19 protein-coding genes are annotated in these 19,605 nt (G+C 51.0%); 16 read left to right on the top strand and 3 right to left on the bottom strand.

Annotation, left to right across the window (positions count from 1 at the left end; all coding sequences use genetic code 11):
* The first annotated feature begins 79 nt into the window (after positions 1 to 79).
* From GN208_RS15025 to tatC, 9 genes are all read left to right on the top strand, one after another.
* A complete protein-coding gene (locus GN208_RS15025; RefSeq protein ID WP_049246647.1) occupies positions 80 to 862 on the top strand; it encodes a tyrosine-protein phosphatase in 783 nt (260 codons plus the stop codon).
* 23 nt (positions 863 to 885) lie between these two features.
* A complete protein-coding gene (locus GN208_RS15020) occupies positions 886 to 1,419 on the top strand; it encodes a DedA family protein (protein ID WP_036418915.1) in 534 nt (177 codons plus the stop codon).
* 138 nt (positions 1,420 to 1,557) lie between these two features.
* Positions 1,558 to 2,982: a DNA recombination protein RmuC gene (gene rmuC, locus GN208_RS15015; RefSeq protein WP_015422424.1), complete on the top strand. Its 1,425-nt coding sequence runs from the start codon at positions 1,558 to 1,560 to the stop codon at positions 2,980 to 2,982.
* A 60-nt stretch (positions 2,983 to 3,042) separates the two neighbouring features.
* Positions 3,043 to 3,798 carry a bifunctional demethylmenaquinone methyltransferase/2-methoxy-6-polyprenyl-1,4-benzoquinol methylase UbiE gene (gene ubiE, locus GN208_RS15010; RefSeq protein WP_004238233.1) on the top strand — a complete coding sequence of 252 codons (756 nt, stop codon included), beginning with the start codon at positions 3,043 to 3,045 and terminating at the stop codon, positions 3,796 to 3,798.
* Position 3,799: 1 nt separating this feature from the next.
* On the top strand, positions 3,800 to 4,474 hold the full coding sequence (locus GN208_RS15005) for an SCP2 domain-containing protein (protein WP_004238232.1): 675 nt from the start codon (positions 3,800 to 3,802) through the stop codon (positions 4,472 to 4,474).
* Entirely contained in the window at positions 4,461 to 6,098 is a 1,638-nt protein-coding gene (gene ubiB, locus GN208_RS15000) for a ubiquinone biosynthesis regulatory protein kinase UbiB (protein WP_004238231.1), read from the top strand. The genes GN208_RS15005 and ubiB overlap by 14 nt, the downstream gene beginning before the upstream one ends.
* A gap of 105 nt (positions 6,099 to 6,203) precedes the next feature.
* Positions 6,204 to 6,464: a Sec-independent protein translocase subunit TatA gene (gene tatA / locus GN208_RS14995; protein ID WP_004238230.1), complete on the top strand. Its 261-nt coding sequence runs from the start codon at positions 6,204 to 6,206 to the stop codon at positions 6,462 to 6,464.
* 3 nt (positions 6,465 to 6,467) lie between these two features.
* Positions 6,468 to 6,998 (top strand): Sec-independent protein translocase protein TatB, encoded by a 531-nt coding sequence (gene tatB, locus GN208_RS14990; RefSeq protein ID WP_015422425.1) that lies wholly within the window; start codon positions 6,468 to 6,470, stop codon positions 6,996 to 6,998.
* A 22-nt stretch (positions 6,999 to 7,020) separates the two neighbouring features.
* A complete protein-coding gene (gene tatC / locus GN208_RS14985) occupies positions 7,021 to 7,776 on the top strand; it encodes a Sec-independent protein translocase subunit TatC (RefSeq protein ID WP_004238228.1) in 756 nt (251 codons plus the stop codon).
* A 70-nt stretch (positions 7,777 to 7,846) separates the two neighbouring features.
* Here tatC and rfaH read toward each other — a convergent pair whose 3' ends face one another.
* Positions 7,847 to 8,338, bottom strand: a complete 492-nt coding sequence (gene rfaH, locus GN208_RS14980) for a transcription/translation regulatory transformer protein RfaH (protein ID WP_015422426.1) — start codon at positions 8,336 to 8,338, stop codon at positions 7,847 to 7,849.
* Between the two features lie 206 nt (positions 8,339 to 8,544).
* Between rfaH and pepE the strand changes: the two genes are divergently transcribed.
* The 3 genes from pepE to fre all read left to right on the top strand — a co-directional run bounded on the left by pepE (position 8,545) and on the right by fre (position 11,526).
* Positions 8,545 to 9,270, top strand: a complete 726-nt coding sequence (gene pepE / locus GN208_RS14975; RefSeq protein WP_015422427.1) for a dipeptidase PepE — start codon at positions 8,545 to 8,547, stop codon at positions 9,268 to 9,270.
* Between the two features lie 73 nt (positions 9,271 to 9,343).
* Positions 9,344 to 10,816 carry a 4-hydroxy-3-polyprenylbenzoate decarboxylase gene (ubiD, locus tag GN208_RS14970; RefSeq protein WP_004238225.1) on the top strand — a complete coding sequence of 491 codons (1,473 nt, stop codon included), beginning with the start codon at positions 9,344 to 9,346 and terminating at the stop codon, positions 10,814 to 10,816.
* Between the two features lie 8 nt (positions 10,817 to 10,824).
* Positions 10,825 to 11,526, top strand: coding sequence for an NAD(P)H-flavin reductase (fre, locus tag GN208_RS14965; RefSeq protein ID WP_004238223.1), 702 nt, complete (start codon positions 10,825 to 10,827; stop codon positions 11,524 to 11,526).
* Positions 11,527 to 11,658: 132 nt separating this feature from the next.
* Here the strand turns inward: fre and fadA are convergent, their stop codons facing one another.
* Positions 11,659 to 12,825 (bottom strand): acetyl-CoA C-acyltransferase FadA, encoded by a 1,167-nt coding sequence (gene fadA / locus GN208_RS14960; RefSeq protein WP_004238221.1) that lies wholly within the window; start codon positions 12,823 to 12,825, stop codon positions 11,659 to 11,661.
* 7 nt (positions 12,826 to 12,832) lie between these two features.
* Positions 12,833 to 15,010 (bottom strand): fatty acid oxidation complex subunit alpha FadB, encoded by a 2,178-nt coding sequence (gene fadB / locus GN208_RS14955; protein ID WP_004238219.1) that lies wholly within the window; start codon positions 15,008 to 15,010, stop codon positions 12,833 to 12,835.
* Positions 15,011 to 15,298: 288 nt separating this feature from the next.
* On the opposite strand from fadB, the gene pepQ reads away from it, so the two are divergent.
* Genes pepQ through hemG form a run of 4 tightly spaced genes read left to right on the top strand, consistent with a single transcriptional unit; the run spans position 15,299 to position 19,267 of the window.
* Positions 15,299 to 16,633 carry a Xaa-Pro dipeptidase gene (pepQ, locus tag GN208_RS14950; RefSeq protein ID WP_004238216.1) on the top strand — a complete coding sequence of 445 codons (1,335 nt, stop codon included), beginning with the start codon at positions 15,299 to 15,301 and terminating at the stop codon, positions 16,631 to 16,633.
* Positions 16,633 to 17,259, top strand: a complete 627-nt coding sequence (locus GN208_RS14945) for an IMPACT family protein (RefSeq protein WP_004238215.1) — start codon at positions 16,633 to 16,635, stop codon at positions 17,257 to 17,259. The genes pepQ and GN208_RS14945 overlap by 1 nt, the downstream gene beginning before the upstream one ends.
* A 20-nt stretch (positions 17,260 to 17,279) precedes the next feature.
* Entirely contained in the window at positions 17,280 to 18,731 is a 1,452-nt protein-coding gene (trkH, locus tag GN208_RS14940; RefSeq protein ID WP_243828466.1) for a Trk system potassium transporter TrkH, read from the top strand.
* Between the two features lie 11 nt (positions 18,732 to 18,742).
* Positions 18,743 to 19,267, top strand: coding sequence for a menaquinone-dependent protoporphyrinogen IX dehydrogenase (gene hemG, locus GN208_RS14935; protein ID WP_015422429.1), 525 nt, complete (start codon positions 18,743 to 18,745; stop codon positions 19,265 to 19,267).
* Positions 19,268 to 19,605 lie beyond the last annotated feature (338 nt).

Below are 19,605 nucleotides of genomic sequence, written 5' to 3'. Positions count from 1 at the left end.
TTTTTTTTAATCATTCATTCTGTAAATCTGATACAGTGATCGTGCCGAACATACTGATAATAATGATAAAGAGGTATCAATGACCAGACAGCCATTACCGCATCCTTCCGTACTGCCGCTCGACGGCGGGATCAATTTCCGTGACCTGGGAAACAAAGTGCTGCCGGACGGCAGTAAAATCAAACCCGGCCTGCTGTTCCGCGCCGGGGCGCTGGATCGCCTGAGCGACAACGACTTAACCCGCCTGACAGAGCAGAATCTGTTTCAGATCCTGGATTACCGCGACAGCGGCGAAATTGCTGATAAACCGGATCGTCTCTGGAATGGCGCGCTGTACACGAACGCACCGGCAAATCCGATGTCAAAGGAAGTGGATGCTAACCTTGAGAAACTCGGCAATGAAGCGCTGACGGAGTTTGATCCGAAAGCCTTTATGCTGCGCCTCTATGAACTGCTGCCGCTGGGCAACCCTGCGTATCATGCACTCGGCGATATGCTGCGCAACCCGGAAAAAGGCGGCATTGTGCAGCACTGTGCGGTCGGTAAAGACCGGACCGGTGTGGGTTCGGCACTGGTGCTGTTTGCACTCGGCGCGGATACCGATATGGTGATGGAAGATTACCTGCTGACCAATGACACGCTGGCACCTTACCGCCATGAACTGCTGGCGGAACACGCGAAAACCATGTCGGAAGCGGTGGTGGATAAATTCGCCTATGTTTACTCCGTACAGCCTGATTTCCTGAATACCGCACTGAAAAGTATTCACTCTCATTATGGCAGTATTGATACCTGGCTGGCGAAAGATATCGGGCTGACAACAGCAGTCCGCGACAAAATCCGCAACCATTTCCTTGAGTAATATCAGACAATAAGGGGGATTTTCTGGCACCGGCAGATATTATCACCACCGTTACCGCATTTGTCCGTGAACATGAGATCTGGGCATTGCCGATCGTTTTCGTGCTGGCATTCGGTGAATCTCTCGCATTCCTTTCCCTGTTGTTTCCGGCAACAGTGATTCTGCTCGGAGTCGGGGCGCTGATCGGGGAGGGAGGGCTGAATTTTCTGCCGGTCTTCCTCGCGGCGGCCACCGGTGGCTTTTTCGGCGACTGGATCTCCTATTACATCGGCTACTACTACAAGGATAATGTCCGTCATATGTGGCCAATTTCCCGCTCGCCGCAAACTCTGGTCAGAGGGCATCAGTTCTTTGAGAAATGGGGAATATGGGGTGTCTTTTTCGGGCGCTTCTTCGGGCCGTTCCGTGCGGTGGTACCGCTGGTGGCCGGGATCTGTGCAATGCCGCAGCGTCATTTTCAGCTGGCGAACCTGTCTTCTGCCGTGATCTGGGCATTCGGCCTGCTGGCCCCCGGCGCGTTCGGGCTGAAATGGATGGCCGGGCTGATGGGCGGATAGCGCCGCATTTTCACCGGATTACATTGATTTTTGCGTGACGCGCCGAAAAAAACGGCGGACAGCAAAAAGACAGTGGACATCTGTACAGTGCTATTTTACCGTAAGCGGCGTAAGTGACTCGCGGAGGAGACGGCCATCGTGGATATTCAGTGGCTTTATGGTTTTATCGGCATTCTGAGCGGTATTCTGCTGGGCGGCGGTGTGGTCTGGTTCAGTCTGCAACAGCGGCTGGCGGACAAAAACCGGCTGTTACAGGATAATATTGCGCAACTGGCTCTGCTGGATGAAACCCGGCGTCAGGCTGCATACTGGCAGCAGGCCAGGGAGCAGAGTGAACAGTCACTGGAAAATGCCCGTCATATCAGTGCACAACAGGAAGCGGAAATCCGTGAGCTGACCACCCGGCTGGAAGAAAGCCGCCTGGCCGCCGAAGAAAAACAGCGGTTGCTGCTTAACAGTGAGCAGCGCCTGAATACTCAGTTTGAAAACCTGGCCGCCCGTATTTTTGAACAGAGCGGCCGCCGGACAGATGAACTCAACCGCCAGAGCCTGTCCATGCTGCTGCGCCCGTTCCGTGAACAGCTGGATAACTTTAACCGGCAGGTGCAGGAAAGTTACAGCCAGGAAAGCCGCGAGCGCCACACTCTGACACATGAAATTCAGCGCCTGCAGCAGCTCAATCTGCGGATGGCGCAGGAAGCCGTCAATCTCACCAATGCCCTGAAAGGCGACAACAAAATGCAGGGGAACTGGGGGGAAACTATTCTTGCCCGTATCCTGGAAGCCTCCGGTCTGCGCGAGGGGCATGAATTCGCCACTCAGGTCAGTCTGAAAAATGAACAGCAAAGCCGTTATCAGCCCGATGTGGTGATTTACCTGCCGCAGAACAAACAGGTGATTGTGGATGCCAAAGTATCGCTGGTGGCCTACGAGCGTTACTTCAACAGTGACACCCCGGAAGCCCGGCAGACGGCACTGACGGAACATATCAACTCTGTGCGTCAGCATATCCGCGGCCTGAGCCGCAAAGAATATCAGGATCTCAGCGGGATTAACTCGCTGGATTATGTACTGATGTTTATCCCGGTTGAACCGGCGTTTCTGGCGGCGGTCGGGCAGGAGAGTGTATTGCTGGATGAAGCCCTCAGAAGCAATATCATGCTGGTCAGCCCGTCCACACTGCTGGTGGCGCTGCGGACAATCGCCAATCTCTGGCGTTATGAACATCAGCATGAAAACAGTCAGGCAATTGCACAGCGTGCCGCCCGTCTCTATGACAAACTCCGCCTGTTTACCGAGGAAATGGACGGTATCGGCCAGGCGCTGGATAAAGCCCAGAATACCTATCACGGGGCGATGAAAAAACTGACCACCGGCCGGGGAAATCTGCTGTCACAGGCAGAAAGCTTCCGTGAGCTGGGCGTTGAGGTAAAACGCCCGCTGGATGAAATTCTGGTGCAGAAAGCCCGTCTCAGTGAACAGCAGGATACCGCTGCGGATGAACTGCCGGAGGAGCAGGCTAATTTCGCAGAACAACACAATGGGCATAGGGTTTTGCGGTAAAGGCTGATACACTTTTCCGATCACTAATTCATGCACACAGGCAAAACAGGCAAGAAGAGAATGGAAGAGCAATCCCGGGATACAATCGATTTTGGTTTTCGTACTGTTAACAGAAACGAAAAAGCAGGTATGGTGGCAAACGTCTTTCATTCTGTTGCCGCAAAATACGATCTGATGAATGACCTGATGTCTTTCGGCATCCATCGTGTCTGGAAACGTTTTACTATTGATGCCAGTGGTGTCCGCCGTGGTCAGCGGGTGCTGGATCTTGCCGGGGGAACCGGTGATTTCACTGCAAAATTCTCCCGTATGGTCGGCGAAAATGGTCAGGTGATCCTCGCGGATATCAACGATTCCATGCTGAAAATGGGCCGGGAAAAGCTGCGTAACCACGGGGTTGTCGGCAATGTGAATTATGTTCAGGCGAACGCCGAAGAACTGCCGTTCCCGGATGACTACTTCAACTGCATCATCATCTCTTTCGGGCTGCGCAATGTCACCGATAAAGACAAAGCACTCCGTTCCATGTTCCGTGTGTTAAAACCGGGCGGCCGCCTGCTGGTGCTGGAATTCTCCAAACCGGTGATTGAACCGCTGAGTAAAGTATATGACGCATACTCCTTCCACGTGCTGCCGCGTATCGGGCAGGCGGTTGTGAATGATGCGGACAGCTACCGCTATCTTGCCGAATCCATCCGCATGCATCCGGATCAGGAAACCCTGAAAGGCATGATGGAAAATGCCGGATTTGAGCATGTTTCCTACACCAATATGACCGGCGGCATTGTGGCGCTGCATAAAGGATTCAAATTCTGATATGGCTGATACGTTTGCAGAAAATATCCCGTCTCCTGTCAGTCCGCAGGCACTTTACCCTGTGGTTGCCGGATTTCTGGAAACGGTACTCAACCGGCTGTTGTACAGTGAAAATGTACTGAAACCGGCCCGCGCCCGTCTGACCGGCAAAACACTGACCCTCAGGCTGACAGAGCCGGATATGCAGTTCACGCTGATCTTCAGTGAAAAACAGCTGGATGTGATTTCCCGCTGGGAAGACCCGGCAGACTGTGTGCTGCAAACCCGTTTTCTCACGCTGCTGAAACTGAAAGACAAACAACAGCTTTCAGCTCTGATCCGGCAGGGTGATGTCATTATTGACGGCGATATGCAGGTCATTCAGCACTTTTCAGCACTGCTGGATATGGCGGAATGGGATCCGGCACATTATCTGGCACCGTATACCGGCGATATTGCCGCACAGACACTGACTCAGATTGCCGTAAAAGGCGGGCAGTTTATCCGTCGGGCGGTATGCCGTCAGCAGGAATATCTGACCGGCGCGCTCACCCGTGAGTGGGCACTTGCTCCTTCCGCGCTGGAAGCCGCTCATTTCTGTGATGAAGTTGCGGATGCTGCACAAACCGCAGATGAACTTGAGATGCGCCTCGCCCGTCTGGAAAAAAAAGCAGGAACCGGGTATGAGACCGAGTGAAATAAAACGCCTCTATTTTATCATCCGCACTCTCCTGAATTACGGGCTGGATGAACTGATCCCTAAAAACCGTCTGAGCTGGGCAATCCGTCTCTGGCGCCGTTCACTGTTCTGGATGCCGAACAAGCATAAAGACAAAGTGCTGGGTGAGCGTCTGCGTCTGGCTCTTCAGGAACTGGGGCCGGTGTGGATAAAGTTCGGTCAGATGCTCTCCACCCGCCGGGACTTGTTCCCGCCGGCCATTGCTGACCAGCTGGCACTGTTGCAGGATCGCGTTTCATCATTTGACGGCAATCTGGCAAAGAAAACCATTGAAGATGCCCTGGAAGGGCCGGTGGAAACCTGGTTTGATGATTTTGATATCACACCGCTGGCATCCGCCTCGATTGCCCAGGTGCACACTGCAGTTCTGAAAGAAAACGGGCAGGCGGTGGTACTGAAAGTGATCCGTCCGGATATTTTGCCGGTGATCCAGGCTGATATTCATCTGATGTACCGGCTGGCGAACATGGTTCCTCTGTTACCGGACGGCAGACGTCTGCGGCCGAAAGAGGTCGTCCGCGAGTATGAAAAAACATTGCTGGATGAGCTGAATCTGCAACGCGAAGCGGCTAATGCCATTCAGCTGCGGCGTAATTTTGAAAACAGCCCGATGCTCTATGTGCCGGAGGTTTATCCGGATCTCTGCCGTGAAAATGTGCTGATCATGGAGCGTATCTACGGCATTCCGGTTTCTGATATTGCGGCTCTGCATGAGCAGGGCACAAACATGAAACTGCTGGCCGAGCGTGGCGTGCAGGTCTTCTTCACGCAGGTTTTCCGTGACAGTTTCTTCCATGCGGATATGCATCCCGGTAATATTTTTGTCAGCCGCGAGCATCCGGACGATCCTCAGTATATCGGTATCGACTGCGGTATTGTCGGTTCACTGAATAAAGAAGATAAGCGCTATCTCGCGGAAAACTTTATTGCCTTCTTCAACCGTGATTACCGTAAAGTGGCTGAGCTGCATGTGGATTCCGGCTGGGTTCCGCCGGATACCAATGTGGAAGATTTTGAATTTGCTATCCGTACGGTGTGTGAACCGATTTTTGAAAAACCGCTGGCAGAAATCTCTTTCGGTCATGTGTTGCTGAACCTGTTCAATACCGCCCGGCGCTTTAATATGGAAGTTCAGCCGCAACTGGTTTTATTACAGAAAACCCTGCTGTATGTTGAGGGGCTCGGACGCCAGCTTTATCCGCAGCTGGATCTGTGGAAAACCGCGAAACCATTCCTTGAATCGTGGCTGAAAAGTCAGATTGGCGTGAAAGCCGTGATCCGTAGTATCAAAGAAAAAGCACCGTTCTGGGCGGAAAAACTACCGGAATTACCGGAACTGGTGTATGACAGTCTTAAACAGCAGCGCCGTCTTCAGTCCGGTGTTGAGCGGCTGGCAGAGCAGATGAAACAGCAGCAGGCTGCTCAGCGGAAAGCAAATTTCTCACTGGGTATCGGTGCGACATTGTTTGTCTGTGCGAGCTTATTCTATCTGGCCGGAGCACCGGTTGCACCCTGGGTTCTGATGTTTTTTGGTATACTTACCTGGGTAACAGGATGGTGGCAATCCGGTAAAATGAAGTAAAGATTGAGTTAAAGCAAGGTTTCAGCCTATGTCGTGTATTTCCGTATACGGCTGTGGTTGTATATAATGAAGTAAGTAGGTCCATATCAATTTGAGGTAAAACTAATGGCCGGTATTAATATTTGGCAATTGTTAATTATTGCTGTGATTGTTGTACTCCTGTTCGGAACAAACAAACTCCGTACTCTGGGATCTGATTTAGGTGCATCTATCAAAGGCTTTAAAAAAGCTATCGGTGATGAAGATCAGAACAAAGCAGATACAACAACAGCCGGAAAAGACGCGGATTTTGAACAAAAAAATATCGCAGAAAAGAAAGCTGATTCAGCTGAGCAGCCAGAGAATAAAAACAAAGAGCAGGTATAACCCGTGTTTGACATCGGTTTTGGTGAACTGATCTTAGTATTGGTTATCGGACTTGTGGTTCTGGGACCTGAACGCCTTCCGGTTGCTGTGAAAACAGTAGCCGGCTGGATCCGTGTGATGCGTTCAATGGCTGCCAATGTGCAGAATGAACTGACGCAGGAACTCAAACTTCAGGAATTGCAGGATAACCTGAAAAAGATGGAAGAGCAGGCCGGTAAAGCCATTTCACCTGAATTGAAGGCGTCGATGGATGAACTGAAAGAAGCAGCTGATACATTACGCCGCTCTTATCAGGAACCGGTGGATACACTGAAAAAGCAGTTCGACCCGGAAGCACTGGCCGATCAGGAACTTGAAATTCCGTCTGTCCGTCCGGCATCAGCCGGCACTCCGGCGTCGGAAAATCCGGCTCCGGCAGCACCATCTCCGGCCGTTGCTGAGGAAGCCCCTGTCCGGCCATCACCGGAAGTCAGTGATACAGAACCTGCACCGTCACCGGTAACCGTTGCTGCGTCAGATTCACAGAAACATTAATAGATTACGGTAAAAGTACGTTATGGCTGTTGAAGACACGCAACCGCTGATCACTCATTTAATCGAATTACGAAAACGCATTCTCAACAGCCTGATTGCAGTCTTTGTTGTGTTTGTTGCGCTGGCGTATTTCTCAAATGATATCTATCAGCTGGTATCCTCGCCGCTGGTGAGCAAACTGCCGCAGGGTTCGAACATGATCGCAACGGATGTTGCATCACCGTTCCTGGCGCCGATTAAGCTGACCATTATGGTCTCCATTTTTATTTCGGCACCGTACATCCTGTATCAGGTCTGGGCTTTTATTGCACCGGCGCTGTATAAGCATGAACGCCGGTTGTTAATGCCGCTGCTGTTTTTCAGCACCGTGCTGTTTTATATGGGGATGGCATTCGCGTATTTTGTTGTCTTCCCGCTGGCGTTTGGTTTCTTTACCTCGACAGCACCGCAGGATGTGGTCATTGCGACAGATATTAATAACTATCTCAGCTTTGTCATGGCGCTGTTTATGGCGTTTGGTATCTCCTTTGAGGTGCCGATTGCCATTATCCTGTTGTGCTGGAGTGGTGCGACGACTGTTGCCTCACTGAAGCAGAAGCGGCCGTATATTCTGGTCGGGGCTTTTGTGGTGGGAATGCTGCTGACACCACCGGATGTGTTCTCGCAGACGCTGCTGGCTATCCCGATGTATCTGTTGTTTGAAATCGGTGTGTTCTTTGCCCGTTTCTATGTACCGCGCAGTAAAGCACAACCGCAGGATGAAGAAGCCGAAGAGTAATGCGATACTGCTTCAGGTAAAAACCGCCTTAATAACAGGGCGGTTTTTTGTTTCCGGGTGACGGAGATACTCAGAGTTTCCGGATAAAGCTGGTGTTATCCACTTTTTTGGTCAGCTCTTTACTGATCAGCGTCAGCAGCAGCACGGAGCGGGTGTCGCCGTCCGGCTCCTGATAAATCGCTTCCAGGCCTTTAAACATCCCTTCAGTGATTTCCACAATATCTCCGGGCTGCGGAACATTTTGCTCTGACAGGCTGACACATTCGGCATTTTTCAGCTCTTCAATCAATGATGCGGGAACAACGGCAGGCAGTGGTCCGAAACGGACGAAATGATTGACGCCGCGCGTTGAGTTAATCGTGGTTGTATGAATAGTCTCGGGATCAAAAGAAATAAACAGGTAATTCGGGAACAGGGGCTCATTGACCGTCACACGTTTGCCGCGAACCACTTTTTCAATATTCGCCATCGGTGTCAGGCATTCCACCTGCTGCCGCTGCAAATGTTCCATTGCCCGCGGAAGTTGTCCGCGTTTGCAGTACAATAAATACCAATCCTTCATTACGCTATCCAACACAAACGGGGGCTTATATAAAGCCTGATAATAACAAATTTGTTTTACTATGAATGCAACAAATGGTGATTTAAGACAAATGAGTGTGAATTCAGTCCCTTATTTGAGTTGCTTTTTACCGTAGAATGATGTCATTTAATGAGTTATAAACTAATTATCATATTTATAATGACAGAATAATAAGGGCAATGTCGATGGACATTTTTTTACTCAGTAACGGCAAACTTTCCGGTAATCCGCAATGGCTCAGCTATGCACAGGAGCGCATCCGGGCAATGATAAAAACCCGCGGGATCCGCTCTGCGGTACTGATTGCATATGCCGTTATCCGTGCAGATCACGACCAGCGTGCCCGTGAACTTTCCGAAGCGCTGGGCATTGATGTTACCTGCATCGAACATTTTGATTCCCCGGTTCAGGCTGTCGAAAATGCGGAATGCATTCTTGTCAGCGGCGGAAATACCTGGCTGCTGAATCAGTTACTGCATGAGAATGGCCTGGTTGTGCCAATCCAGCGCGCGATTCGTGAACGGAATATTCCGTATATCGGCTGGAGTGCCGGGTGTAACGTTGCTACGCCGAGCATCCGGACCACCAATGATATGCCGGTACGTAACTGCGTGGTGATGCCGTCTCTGGGGCTGTTCCCTGTTCAGATTAACCCTCACTATATTGATGCGGTCATCAGCGGCCATATGGGTGAAACCCGTGATGAGCGGATTGCGGAATTTTGTGCCATCAATCCGGATGAGATTGTTGTGGCGCTGCGTGAAGGCAGCGGCTTCCATATCACCGGAAATGAGCTGCACTACTTCAGCGGCAAAAATGAAGGATTCAAACTCTTTCAGCACAACAAAACATTCCCGGAACAATTTGATACCAGCGCCCTGGCAGACCGGGTTCCGTTCCGCTGCTGTTGATCCCTGTACTTGTAACAGTGGGCGGGATTCCTATAATGGAGTCCCTTCCACCTGCTGACAGATTAATAACATAATGAAATATCGGGACCTGAGAGATTTTCTCACCATTCTGGAAAGTCAGGGCGAGCTTAAACGGATCAAAACTGAAGTCGATCCTTACCTCGAAATGACGGAAATTGCTGATCGCACACTGCGTGCGGGCGGCCCTGCATTGCTGTTTGAAAATCCGAAAGGTTATTCAATGCCGGTGCTCTGTAATCTGTTCGGCACAACCAAACGGGTTGCGATGGGAATGGGGCAGGAAGATGTCAAAGCACTGCATGATGTCGGTAAACTGCTGGCTTTCCTGAAAGAACCGGATCCGCCGAAAGGGTTCCGTGATCTTATCGATAAGCTGCCGAAGTTTAAGCAGGTTCTCAATATGCCGACCAAACGGCTGAGTTCCGCACCGTGTCAGACGCATGTTTTCACCGGCGATGACGTGGATCTGACAAAAATCCCGGTTATGCATTGCTGGCCGGATGATGCGGCACCGCTGATTACCTGGGGACTGACCGTCACCCGGGGGCCGTTTAAAGATCGCCAGAATTTAGGTATTTACCGCCAGCAGGTTCTGGGGAAAAATAAACTGATTATGCGCTGGTTATCGCATCGCGGCGGCGCACTCGATTTTCAGGAATGGTGTCAGGCACACCCGGGGGAACGTTTCCCTGTTGCGGTGGCCTTGGGCGCTGATCCTGCGACAATTCTCGGTGCGGTGACGCCGGTTCCGGATACCTTATCCGAATACGCCTTTGCGGGGTTACTGCGCGGTAATAAATCCGAAGTGGTGAAATGCATTTCTAATGACCTGGAAGTTCCTGCCGGTGCTGAAATTATCCTTGAAGGGTATATTGAGCCGGGCGAAACCGCACCGGAAGGGCCGTACGGGGATCATACCGGTTATTATAATGAAGTGGATTATTTCCCTGTCTTCACGGTCACACATATTACCCAGCGTGATGAACCTATCTATCACTCAACCTATACCGGTCGTCCGCCGGATGAGCCGGCAACTCTGGGTGTGGCACTGAATGAAGTGCTGGTGCCGATTCTGCAGAAACAGTTCCCTGAAATTGTCGATTTTTATCTGCCGCCGGAAGGGTGTTCATACCGCCTGGCCGTTGTCACCATGAAAAAGCAGTATGCGGGACATGCAAAGCGGGTCATGATGGGAGTCTGGTCGTATTTACGGCAATTTATGTACACTAAATTTGTCATTGTCTGCGATGATGATATCAATGCCCGTGACTGGAATGATGTGATCTGGGCGATCACCACCCGGATGGATCCGGCCCGGGACACTGTCATGATGGAGAATACCCCGATTGACTATCTCGATTTTGCATCTCCGGTATCGGGGCTGGGGTCGAAGATGGGACTGGATGCAACAAATAAATGGCCCGGCGAAACCTCGCGCGAGTGGGGCAAACCGATTGTTATGACCGATGAAGTCAGACAACGTGTTGACGCCATATGGGACGAATTAAATATTCTCGATAATTGAGGGAGCACATGGCAACGTTAAACTGCAAAGTTACCTCTGTTGAATCTATAACGGATACGGTATACCGCATAAAATTATTACCGGATGGTGATTTTTCATTCAAAGCCGGGCAATATCTGATGGTGGTGATGGATGAACGGGATAAGCGCCCGTTCTCAATGGCATCCGCGCCGTCATCCCGGCAGGAAATTGAGCTGCATATCGGAGCATCCGAATTTAATCTTTATGCGATGGCGGTGATGGACCGGATCCTGGATAACCGCCGGGTGACCATTGATATCCCGCACGGCAAAGCCTGGTTCCGGGAAAACAGTGACGCACCGATGCTCCTGATTGCCGGAGGAACCGGTTTTTCTTACACCCGTTCTGTTCTGCTGGCGGCACTGGAAGAAAATTCGCAGCGTGATATCACGTTTTACTGGGGTGCCAGAGAGCATGTTTATCTCTATGACCTCGGTGAATTGCAGGCTCTCGCCGAAACACATCCGAACCTGAAAATTATCCCTGTTGTTGAACAGCCGGATGATACCTGGCGCGGGCGCACCGGTACTGTGCTCAGTGCGGTGCTGGATGATTTTGGTTCACTGGCCGGAAAAGATATCTATATTGCCGGTCGTTTTGAAATGGCCAAAATCGCCCGCGAACGTTTCTGCCAGGAGCGTGGTGCAGATGCCGGCCGCCTGTTTGGTGATGCATTCGAGTTTATTTAAAGAAAATCCCGCCCCCTGACGGCGGGAGTATGCTGATAACAGGTCAGCTAAACAGTTAAAGCAGTATCAGCGACGTATTGTGCCGTGTGATGAAGCAGAAAACGTCGCTGTTATTTATAACGTTCTCAGTGATCAGCTGCGGACACGTTCAATCACGGTTGCTATCCCCTGACCGAAACCAATACACATCGTTGCCAGGCCGAACTGCGCATCCCGCTGCTCCATGACCGTCAGCAGTGAATTGATAATCCGGGTGCCGGAACAGCCGAGCGGATGCCCGAGTGCAATCGCGCCGCCATGCAGATTCACTTTGTCATCATAACAGTCAGATAATCCCATACCTTTCAGGCAGGCAAGTGCCTGTGCCGCAAATGCTTCGTTCAGTTCGATAACATCAATATCTGCCAGCGTCAGCCCGGCCTTTTTCAGAACTGCCTGTGTTGCCTGTACCGGTCCGTATCCCATCAGTGCCGGTTCACAGCCGGTAACACTCATCGCCCGAATCACCGCCCGCGGAGATAAACCATGCTCACGGGCATAGTGCTCCCCGGACAGCAGAGTTACGGATGCACCATCTGAGATTGCTGAGGAATTACCGGCGGTGACTGTACCGCTGACCGGATCAAATACCGGACTCAATGCCGAAAGTTCAGCAAGACTGCCGTTATCGCGTACGGTTTCATCCCGGGTGGCAATGACAGGTACTCCGGCCTGGTTATGACCCTGAACCGGATGGATTTCACGGCTGAATCTGCTATCACGGAATGCCTGTGCGGCCCGCTGATGTGAACGCAGAGCAAATTCATCCTGTGACTCACGGCTGACAGAAAACTGTCGTGCCAGTGCTTCGGCTGTCAGCCCCATCATGCCGGACGCTTTGGCCGTGTGCAGTGCGGCAGCCGGATTGATATCGATACCCTGTGTCATCGGGATATGACCCATATGTTCAACACCTCCTGCAAGTGCCAGTTTACCGTCACCGGTCTGAATCAGGCGGGCGGCATCATGCAGGGCCTGCATTGATGAACCGCACAGGCGGTTCACAGTGACGGCAGGCACGGTGTGCGGGATCTCTGTCAGCAGGGCGGCATGACGGGCTATGTTAAACCCCTGTTCCCCGGTCTGCTGCACACACCCCCAGATAATGTCATCAATATCGGCTGCATTGATATTGTTACGCTTTATCACTGCACTCATCACTTCTGCTGAGAGTGTGTCCGCACGGACATGCCGGAATATACCGTTTTTTGAGCGGCCCATTGAGGTGCGGAGACCATCAATTATCATGACTTTTTCCATATAAACCTCACTGTGCAGTAACAGGGTGACTATCCGGTTGCGGATAATAAGGAGTGTTATTAACAGCATGTGCCCGCAGACTGTCCGGAATGGTATAAAGCGGACCCAGTGTGCTGTATTGCTCTGCTTTTTCACAGAAAGCGCGGGTGCTGGTATCATCCAGATAACGGAAAATACCTCCCCGGAACGGCGGAAAACCAAGGCCGTAGACCAGAGCCAGGTCTGCTTCTGCCGGGCTGCTGATAATGCCTTCCTCGTAGCAGCGGATAACTTCGTTCACCATCGGAATCATCAGGCGGTCGATAATCTCGTCTGCAGTAAAGTCACGGGGCGTGCGTCCCAGTGGTGCAAGCACTTCTTCGAGCTGCTCATCGGGCTGTTTCTGCAGGTGGCCTTTGCCGTCATCAATATGGCGGTAAAACCCGAGGCGGCTTTTTTGCCCCAGCCGTTTCAGTCCGGCAAACAGACTGATGACATTGTGCTCTTCAACGACCATCCGGCCCGGATAGCCCTCAGCCATCACATGCTGTACATGATTAGCCGTATCCAGTCCGACAACATCGAGCAACAGCGCCGGTCCCATCGGCCAGCCGAATTCCTGTTCCATCACACGGTCAACCGTTTTAATATCCGCTCCGCCGGAGACCAGCAGAGAAAAGGCGTTCAGATACGGAAACAGTACCCGGTTGATAAAGAATCCCGGACAATCTCCCACCACAACCGGTGTTTTTCCCATTTTGTGGGCGTAGTGCACCACAGCGGCGATTGTATCGTCTGAGGTTTTCTCTCCCCGGATCACTTCAACCAGCGGCATTTTAGGTACGGGATTGAAAAAATGCATTCCGCAGAAATTGTGCGGGCGTTTCAGCGCCTGAGCCAGTTCACTGACAGGGATCGAAGAGGTGTTTGATGTCAGAATGCAGTGTTCACTAACCTGTTGTTCAATATCTGCCAGCACTTTTTGTTTGATGACTTTGTTCTCAACAACCGCTTCAACCACTATATCGCAGTCACTGAGTTCATTATCATGGCGGACAGGGTGGATAGCGGCGCGTATTCCGGCGGCCTGAACCACGGTCATTTTTCCTGACTGACACTGTTTTTCCAGCAATTTTACGGCTTCATCAATACCGGCCTGCAATGCGGCGGGCTGAATATCTTTCAGGTGTACCGGAATACCGCTGTAAGCTGACTGGTAAGCAATACCGCCACCCATAATACCGGCACCGATAACAGCGGCCTGTTCCGGGGCATCACGTAATACCGTCTGCTGGCGGGTAAGGCCTTTAACATATTGTTCATTCAGGAAAAGTGAGACCAGAGCCCCGGCGGTGAGTGTCCGGGTCAGTGGTACAAAATGCGCGGTTTCGCAGCGCAATGCTTCATCGCGCGGGAGTTTCGCTCCGGCTTCAATTCCGTTTACTGCAGCCATCGGCGCCGGGTAATGTTTTCCTGCCTTTTGCCGGACAAGGGCTTTGGCCGTGATAAGGCTCATCTGTAATTCTGCAGGGTGCAGCTGTAACGCCGCTTTTTTCTGCTGCCGTTGTGCCTGCCAGTTAGTCCGGCCACTGATCGCCTGCTCCAGCAGCATCAGTGAACCGTTAATCAATTCATCATCCTGTACAATGCCATCAGTCAGTCCGAGTTTCAGCGCTTCACCGGCAGTCACAATTTTCCCCTGTGTGATAAGTTCAAGGGCATTATCACAACCAATCAGGCGGGGCAGACGGACTGAGCCGCCGAAGCCCGGCATTATCCCGAGTTTGGTTTCCGGCAGGCCGATACGCAGATCGTCAGTGGCGAGGCGGTAGTCTGTTGTCAGTGCGCACTCGCACCCACCGCCGAGTGTGAATTTCCGCAGTGCGGCGACAGTAGGCACGGGCAGATCTTCAATCCGGTTAAACAACCGGTTGGCGAAATTCAGCCACTCGGTCAACTGTTCCGCCGGTGCATTAAACAGAGTCAGAAATTCTGTAATATCCGCGCCCAGGATAAAGCTCTCTTTGGCGGAGGTAATAATCAGGCCTTTCAGCTGCGGTGTTTGTTCAAGGCAGGCAACGGCTTCATCCAGTGAGGCAATTGTCCGGGTATCCAGTTTGTTTATCGCTCCCTGCGCATCAAAAACAAGTTTTGCAATTCCTTCTTTTTCCCAGCTGACCTTCATTGATTCACTGTGATAAAGCATACGGTTCTCCTTAAATATTGCATCGCTCCCGTAAAGGATGAGAACACCATGTGGTATGACCAGATAGAGTAATTGTGATTTTTTTGTTAACGAAAGCAAATAAAATGATGATTTTTTGCGCTGAAGATCACGCAAAATGTCTCAATATGCAGAAACAGAAAAGAAAAACGTCGTGACGCGCCGAAGATTCCCGGTAAATAACCGGGGATGACATAGCCTGCCATATCCATAATCGCGGAGATCATGCTAAGCTTTTGTCACTATCATAATGAAAAAAGGTCAATTCCCATGGAAAAAATGGCATCCCTCTACCGTGAGCACATCGCAACATTATTACAGCGGACCCGCGATATTCTTGCGCGTGAGAAACTGGATTCGTTACTGATCCACTCCGGTGAACCGATACGCATTTTTCTTGATGATCGTGACTATCCTTTTAAAAGTAACGTGCATTTTAAAGCATGGGTGCCGGTAACTGATGTACCGTATTGCTGGCTGTGGACTGATGGTGTGAATAAACCGAAATTATGGTTCTATTCTCCGGTTGATTACTGGCACAGTGTCGAGGCGTTACCTTCTTCTTACTGGACAAATGAAGTTGAGGTCATCCATCTGAAGAATGCCGGTGATATTGCCTCCATGCTGGCATCACAGGATAAAACCCGCACTGCGTATATCGGGCCGAACACCGATCGCGCCGCAGCGCTGGGGATCAGCAGCAATCATATTAACCCGAAAGCGGTGCTGGATTTCTTTGCGTTTCATCGTTCATATAAAACAGATTATGAACTGGCCTGCATGCGTGAAGCACAAAAAATGGCGGTTAACGGGCATCTTGCCGCACATGAGGCTTTTTTATCCGGCCTGAGTGAATTTGATATCAATATGGCGTACCTGATGGCAACCGGCCATCGTGATACTGATGTACCTTATGACAATATTGTTGCTATTAATGAAAACGCCGCTGTTCTGCACTACACCAAACTGAATAAAAACGCACCGCATACACGGCACAGCTTCCTGATCGATGCCGGTGCGGAATTCAATGGTTATGCCGCAGATTTAACCCGGACATATGCTGCTGATGCTGACAGCGATTTCGCACAGCTGGTATCAGATTTGAATGATGAGCAGCAGTCACTGATCGGTGATATTAAAGCCGGGGTCCGCTATACCGATTACCATATTCAGATGCATCACCGCATCGCGAAACTGCTGAAAAAACATAAAATAATCACCGGAATGTCTGAGGAAGCTATGGTCAGTGAAGGGGTAACCACACCGTTCCTGCCGCATGGGCTTGGCCATCCGCTGGGTCTTCAGGTTCATGATGCTGCCGGGTTTATGCAGAATGATCAGGGTGAGCATCTGGCGGCACCGGCAATGTATCCGTTCCTGCGCTGCACCCGTATTCTGGAGCCGCGCATGGTGCTGACCATCGAGCCGGGACTGTATTTTATTGAGTCTCTGCTGGCACCATGGCGTGAAGGTAAGTTCAGCCAGCACTTTGACTGGAAACGTATTGAGCAGTTTAAACCTTGTGGCGGTATCCGTATTGAGGATAACATTATTATCCATGACAACAGTGTGGAAAATATGACGCGGGATCTGAATCTGCCGTAATGAAATCGTACCTTATACCGGCTGAGCCGGTTATGTTTACTGAAGAGATAAAAAAAAGCCGTTTCATCACCCTGTTGCAGCATACGGACGGGGTGGATGAAGCAAAGCAATTTATTCAGTCTGTCAAAGATGAATATCCCGATGCCCGGCACCATTGCTGGGCATTTGTTGCGGGGCGTCCGGATGATTCTCAGCAACTGGGATTTTCTGATGACGGTGAGCCGACCGGAACAGCCGGTAAACCGATGATTGCACCGCTGCTCGGCAGCGGAATCGGGGAAATTACGGCGGTGGTTGTCCGCTATTTCGGCGGAATAAAATTAGGCACCGGCGGGCTGGTCCGTGCATACGGCAGCGGGGTTCAGCAGGCACTGAAACTGCTGGTAACGAAAACTAAAATCCCGCAGGTGATCTGTGAAATAACCTGTGATTACAGCTTTATCAGCCAGGCAGAATTAGTGGTCCGGCAGGTGGATGGTACGATAATCAACAGTGATTTCGGTTCGGATGTGACGTTACGTATTTCGATTCCTGCTACCTTACTGAGTGAGGTTAGTGATAAATTACGTGACCTGAGCCGGGGGATGTTTGAGCTTAAATGCCCTGATGACACCACCGGAAACTGATTTCTGAGGACTCTGCTGCAATGCATTTTCGCGCCATAACCCGTATTGTCGGGTTACTTGTCATTATTTTTTCTGTCACCATGATCATTCCCGGGATTGTGGCGCTTATCTATAAAGACGGTGCAGGTAAAGCATTCAGTCAGACATTCCTGGCAGCACTGATTATCGGTCTGCTGCTCTGGATCCCGAACCGCAATAAAAAAAGTGAGTTAAAACCGAAAGAAGGTTTTCTGATTGTGGTGCTGTTCTGGACGGTGCTGGGCAGTGTCGGGGCATTACCTTTTATTTTTTCTGAGCGCCCGAACCTGTCGGTGACAGATGCGTTTTTTGAATCATTCTCCGGGCTAACCACAACGGGTGCCACCACACTGGTCGGGCTGGACACGCTGCCCAAAGCGATTTTATTCTACCGGCAGATGTTACAGTGGCTGGGCGGGATGGGGATCATCGTATTAGCCGTTGCTATCCTGCCGCTGCTGGGTGTCGGGGGAATGCAGCTGTACCGGGCGGAAATGCCGGGGCCGCTGAAAGATAATAAAATGCGCCCGAGGATTGCGGAAACAGCAAAAACCCTCTGGCTGATTTATGTGTTCCTCACCATCGTCTGTGCAATTGCCCTCTGGTTTGCGGGGATGGATGTTTTTGATGCGATATCCCACAGCTTTTCCACTATCGCCATCGGTGGGTTTTCCACTCATGATGCCAGTATCGGTTACTTTAACAGTCCGGCAATTAACACCATCATTGCCATTTTCCTGCTGATCTCAGGTTGTAACTATGGCCTGCACTTTGCGGTACTGACCGGGCGTAGCCTGGGAGTTTACTGGTGGGATCTGGAATTCCGGATGTTTATTTCCCTCCAGTTCGTGCTGGTCGTGATCTGTGCGTTGGTTTTGTGGAAGTTTGATGTCTATGCTACGGAGGGACAAACCCTCAACCAGTCGTTTTTCCAGGTTGTCTCGATGGCGACAACGGCCGGGTTCTCCACTGACAGTTTCTATAAATGGCCGCTGTTCCTGCCGATGCTGCTGCTGTGTGCCGCATTTGTCGGCGGATGTGCGGGGTCAACCGGCGGTGGTCTGAAGGTTATCCGCATTATGCTGCTGTTCCTTCAGGGGGCGCGTGAACTAAAACGCCTTGTGCATCCGAATGCAGTTTACACCATCAAGCTGGGCCGCCGGGCATTGCCGGAACGCATTATCGAAGCTGTCTGGGGATTCTTCTCCGCGTATGCTCTGGTCTTTGTGGTCAGTATGCTGTTACTGATAGCGACAGGTGTTGATGAGTTTTCCGCTTTCTCTGCGATAGCCACCACACTGAATAACCTGGGACCGGGGTTGGGTACGCTGGGTGAGAACTTTACAACCCTGAATCCGGGCGGGAAATGGATTCTTGTCGTGACGATGTTATTTGGTCGTCTGGAAGTCTTTACTTTGCTGGTATTGCTGACGCCGACGTTCTGGCGTGATTAACGGAGTGTTTCATGTCGTACTTGTTGCTTTATTCCGGCCATGACGGGCAGACAAAAAAAATCATTACTGAAATTGCCCTGCATTTACGCAAAGCAGGGGCAGAGTGCGATGTCCGCTCTTTGCAGGATAATCAGCCGCTGAATCTGGCGCCGTATGAGAAGGTGCTGGTCGGGGCATCTATCCGCTACGGTCACTTTAACCGGGCGCTGGATAAATTCGCGAAGTTGCACGCGGTGCAGCTGAATCAGATGAAAACCGCATTCTTTGGTGTGAACCTGACTGCCCGTAAACCGGAAAAACGGACACCAGAGACAAATGTGTATGTCCGGAAATTCCTGGCCGCGACACCCTGGAAGCCGACAGCCTGTACTGTATTCGCCGGGGCATTGCTGTATCCGCGTTACGGCTGGTTTGACCGGATGATGATCCGTCTGATTATGAAGATGACAAAGGGTGAGACAGATACCACCAAAGAAGTGGAATACACGGATTGGCAACAGGTTGAGGCATTTGCTGCAGAGTTTGTTCAGATTTAAAGCAAATCACCGGCATTTTGCCGGATAAAACACCGTTGTGGTGAAAAAAGTGGCAAACAGAAAAAAAGTTGAAATAAATACTTGCGTGATCTCAGCGAGTGTCTATAATTCGCCCTCACTGACACGGAACAACACGCTGAGAAGCGCGCCGACAGTAGAGAAAAGCGAAAAAAGTTGAGAAACAACGCTTGACTCGAAGGGGCTGAAAACGTAATATACGCAGCCTCGCAACAACGCAGAAGACCGGCAACGGCAGCGAAGGTTGCAACTGCTCTTTAACAATTTATCAGACAATCTGTGTGGGCACTCGCAGGACATATCACAAAAAATATTATTTT

It is taken from the genome of Morganella sp. HSTU-ASny43 (genome assembly GCF_022819185.1).
Classification (GTDB): domain Bacteria; phylum Pseudomonadota; class Gammaproteobacteria; order Enterobacterales; family Enterobacteriaceae; genus Morganella; species Morganella morganii.
Note: the sequence above shows the minus strand (reverse complement) of the source record. Positions and strands in the feature narration are given on the sequence as shown.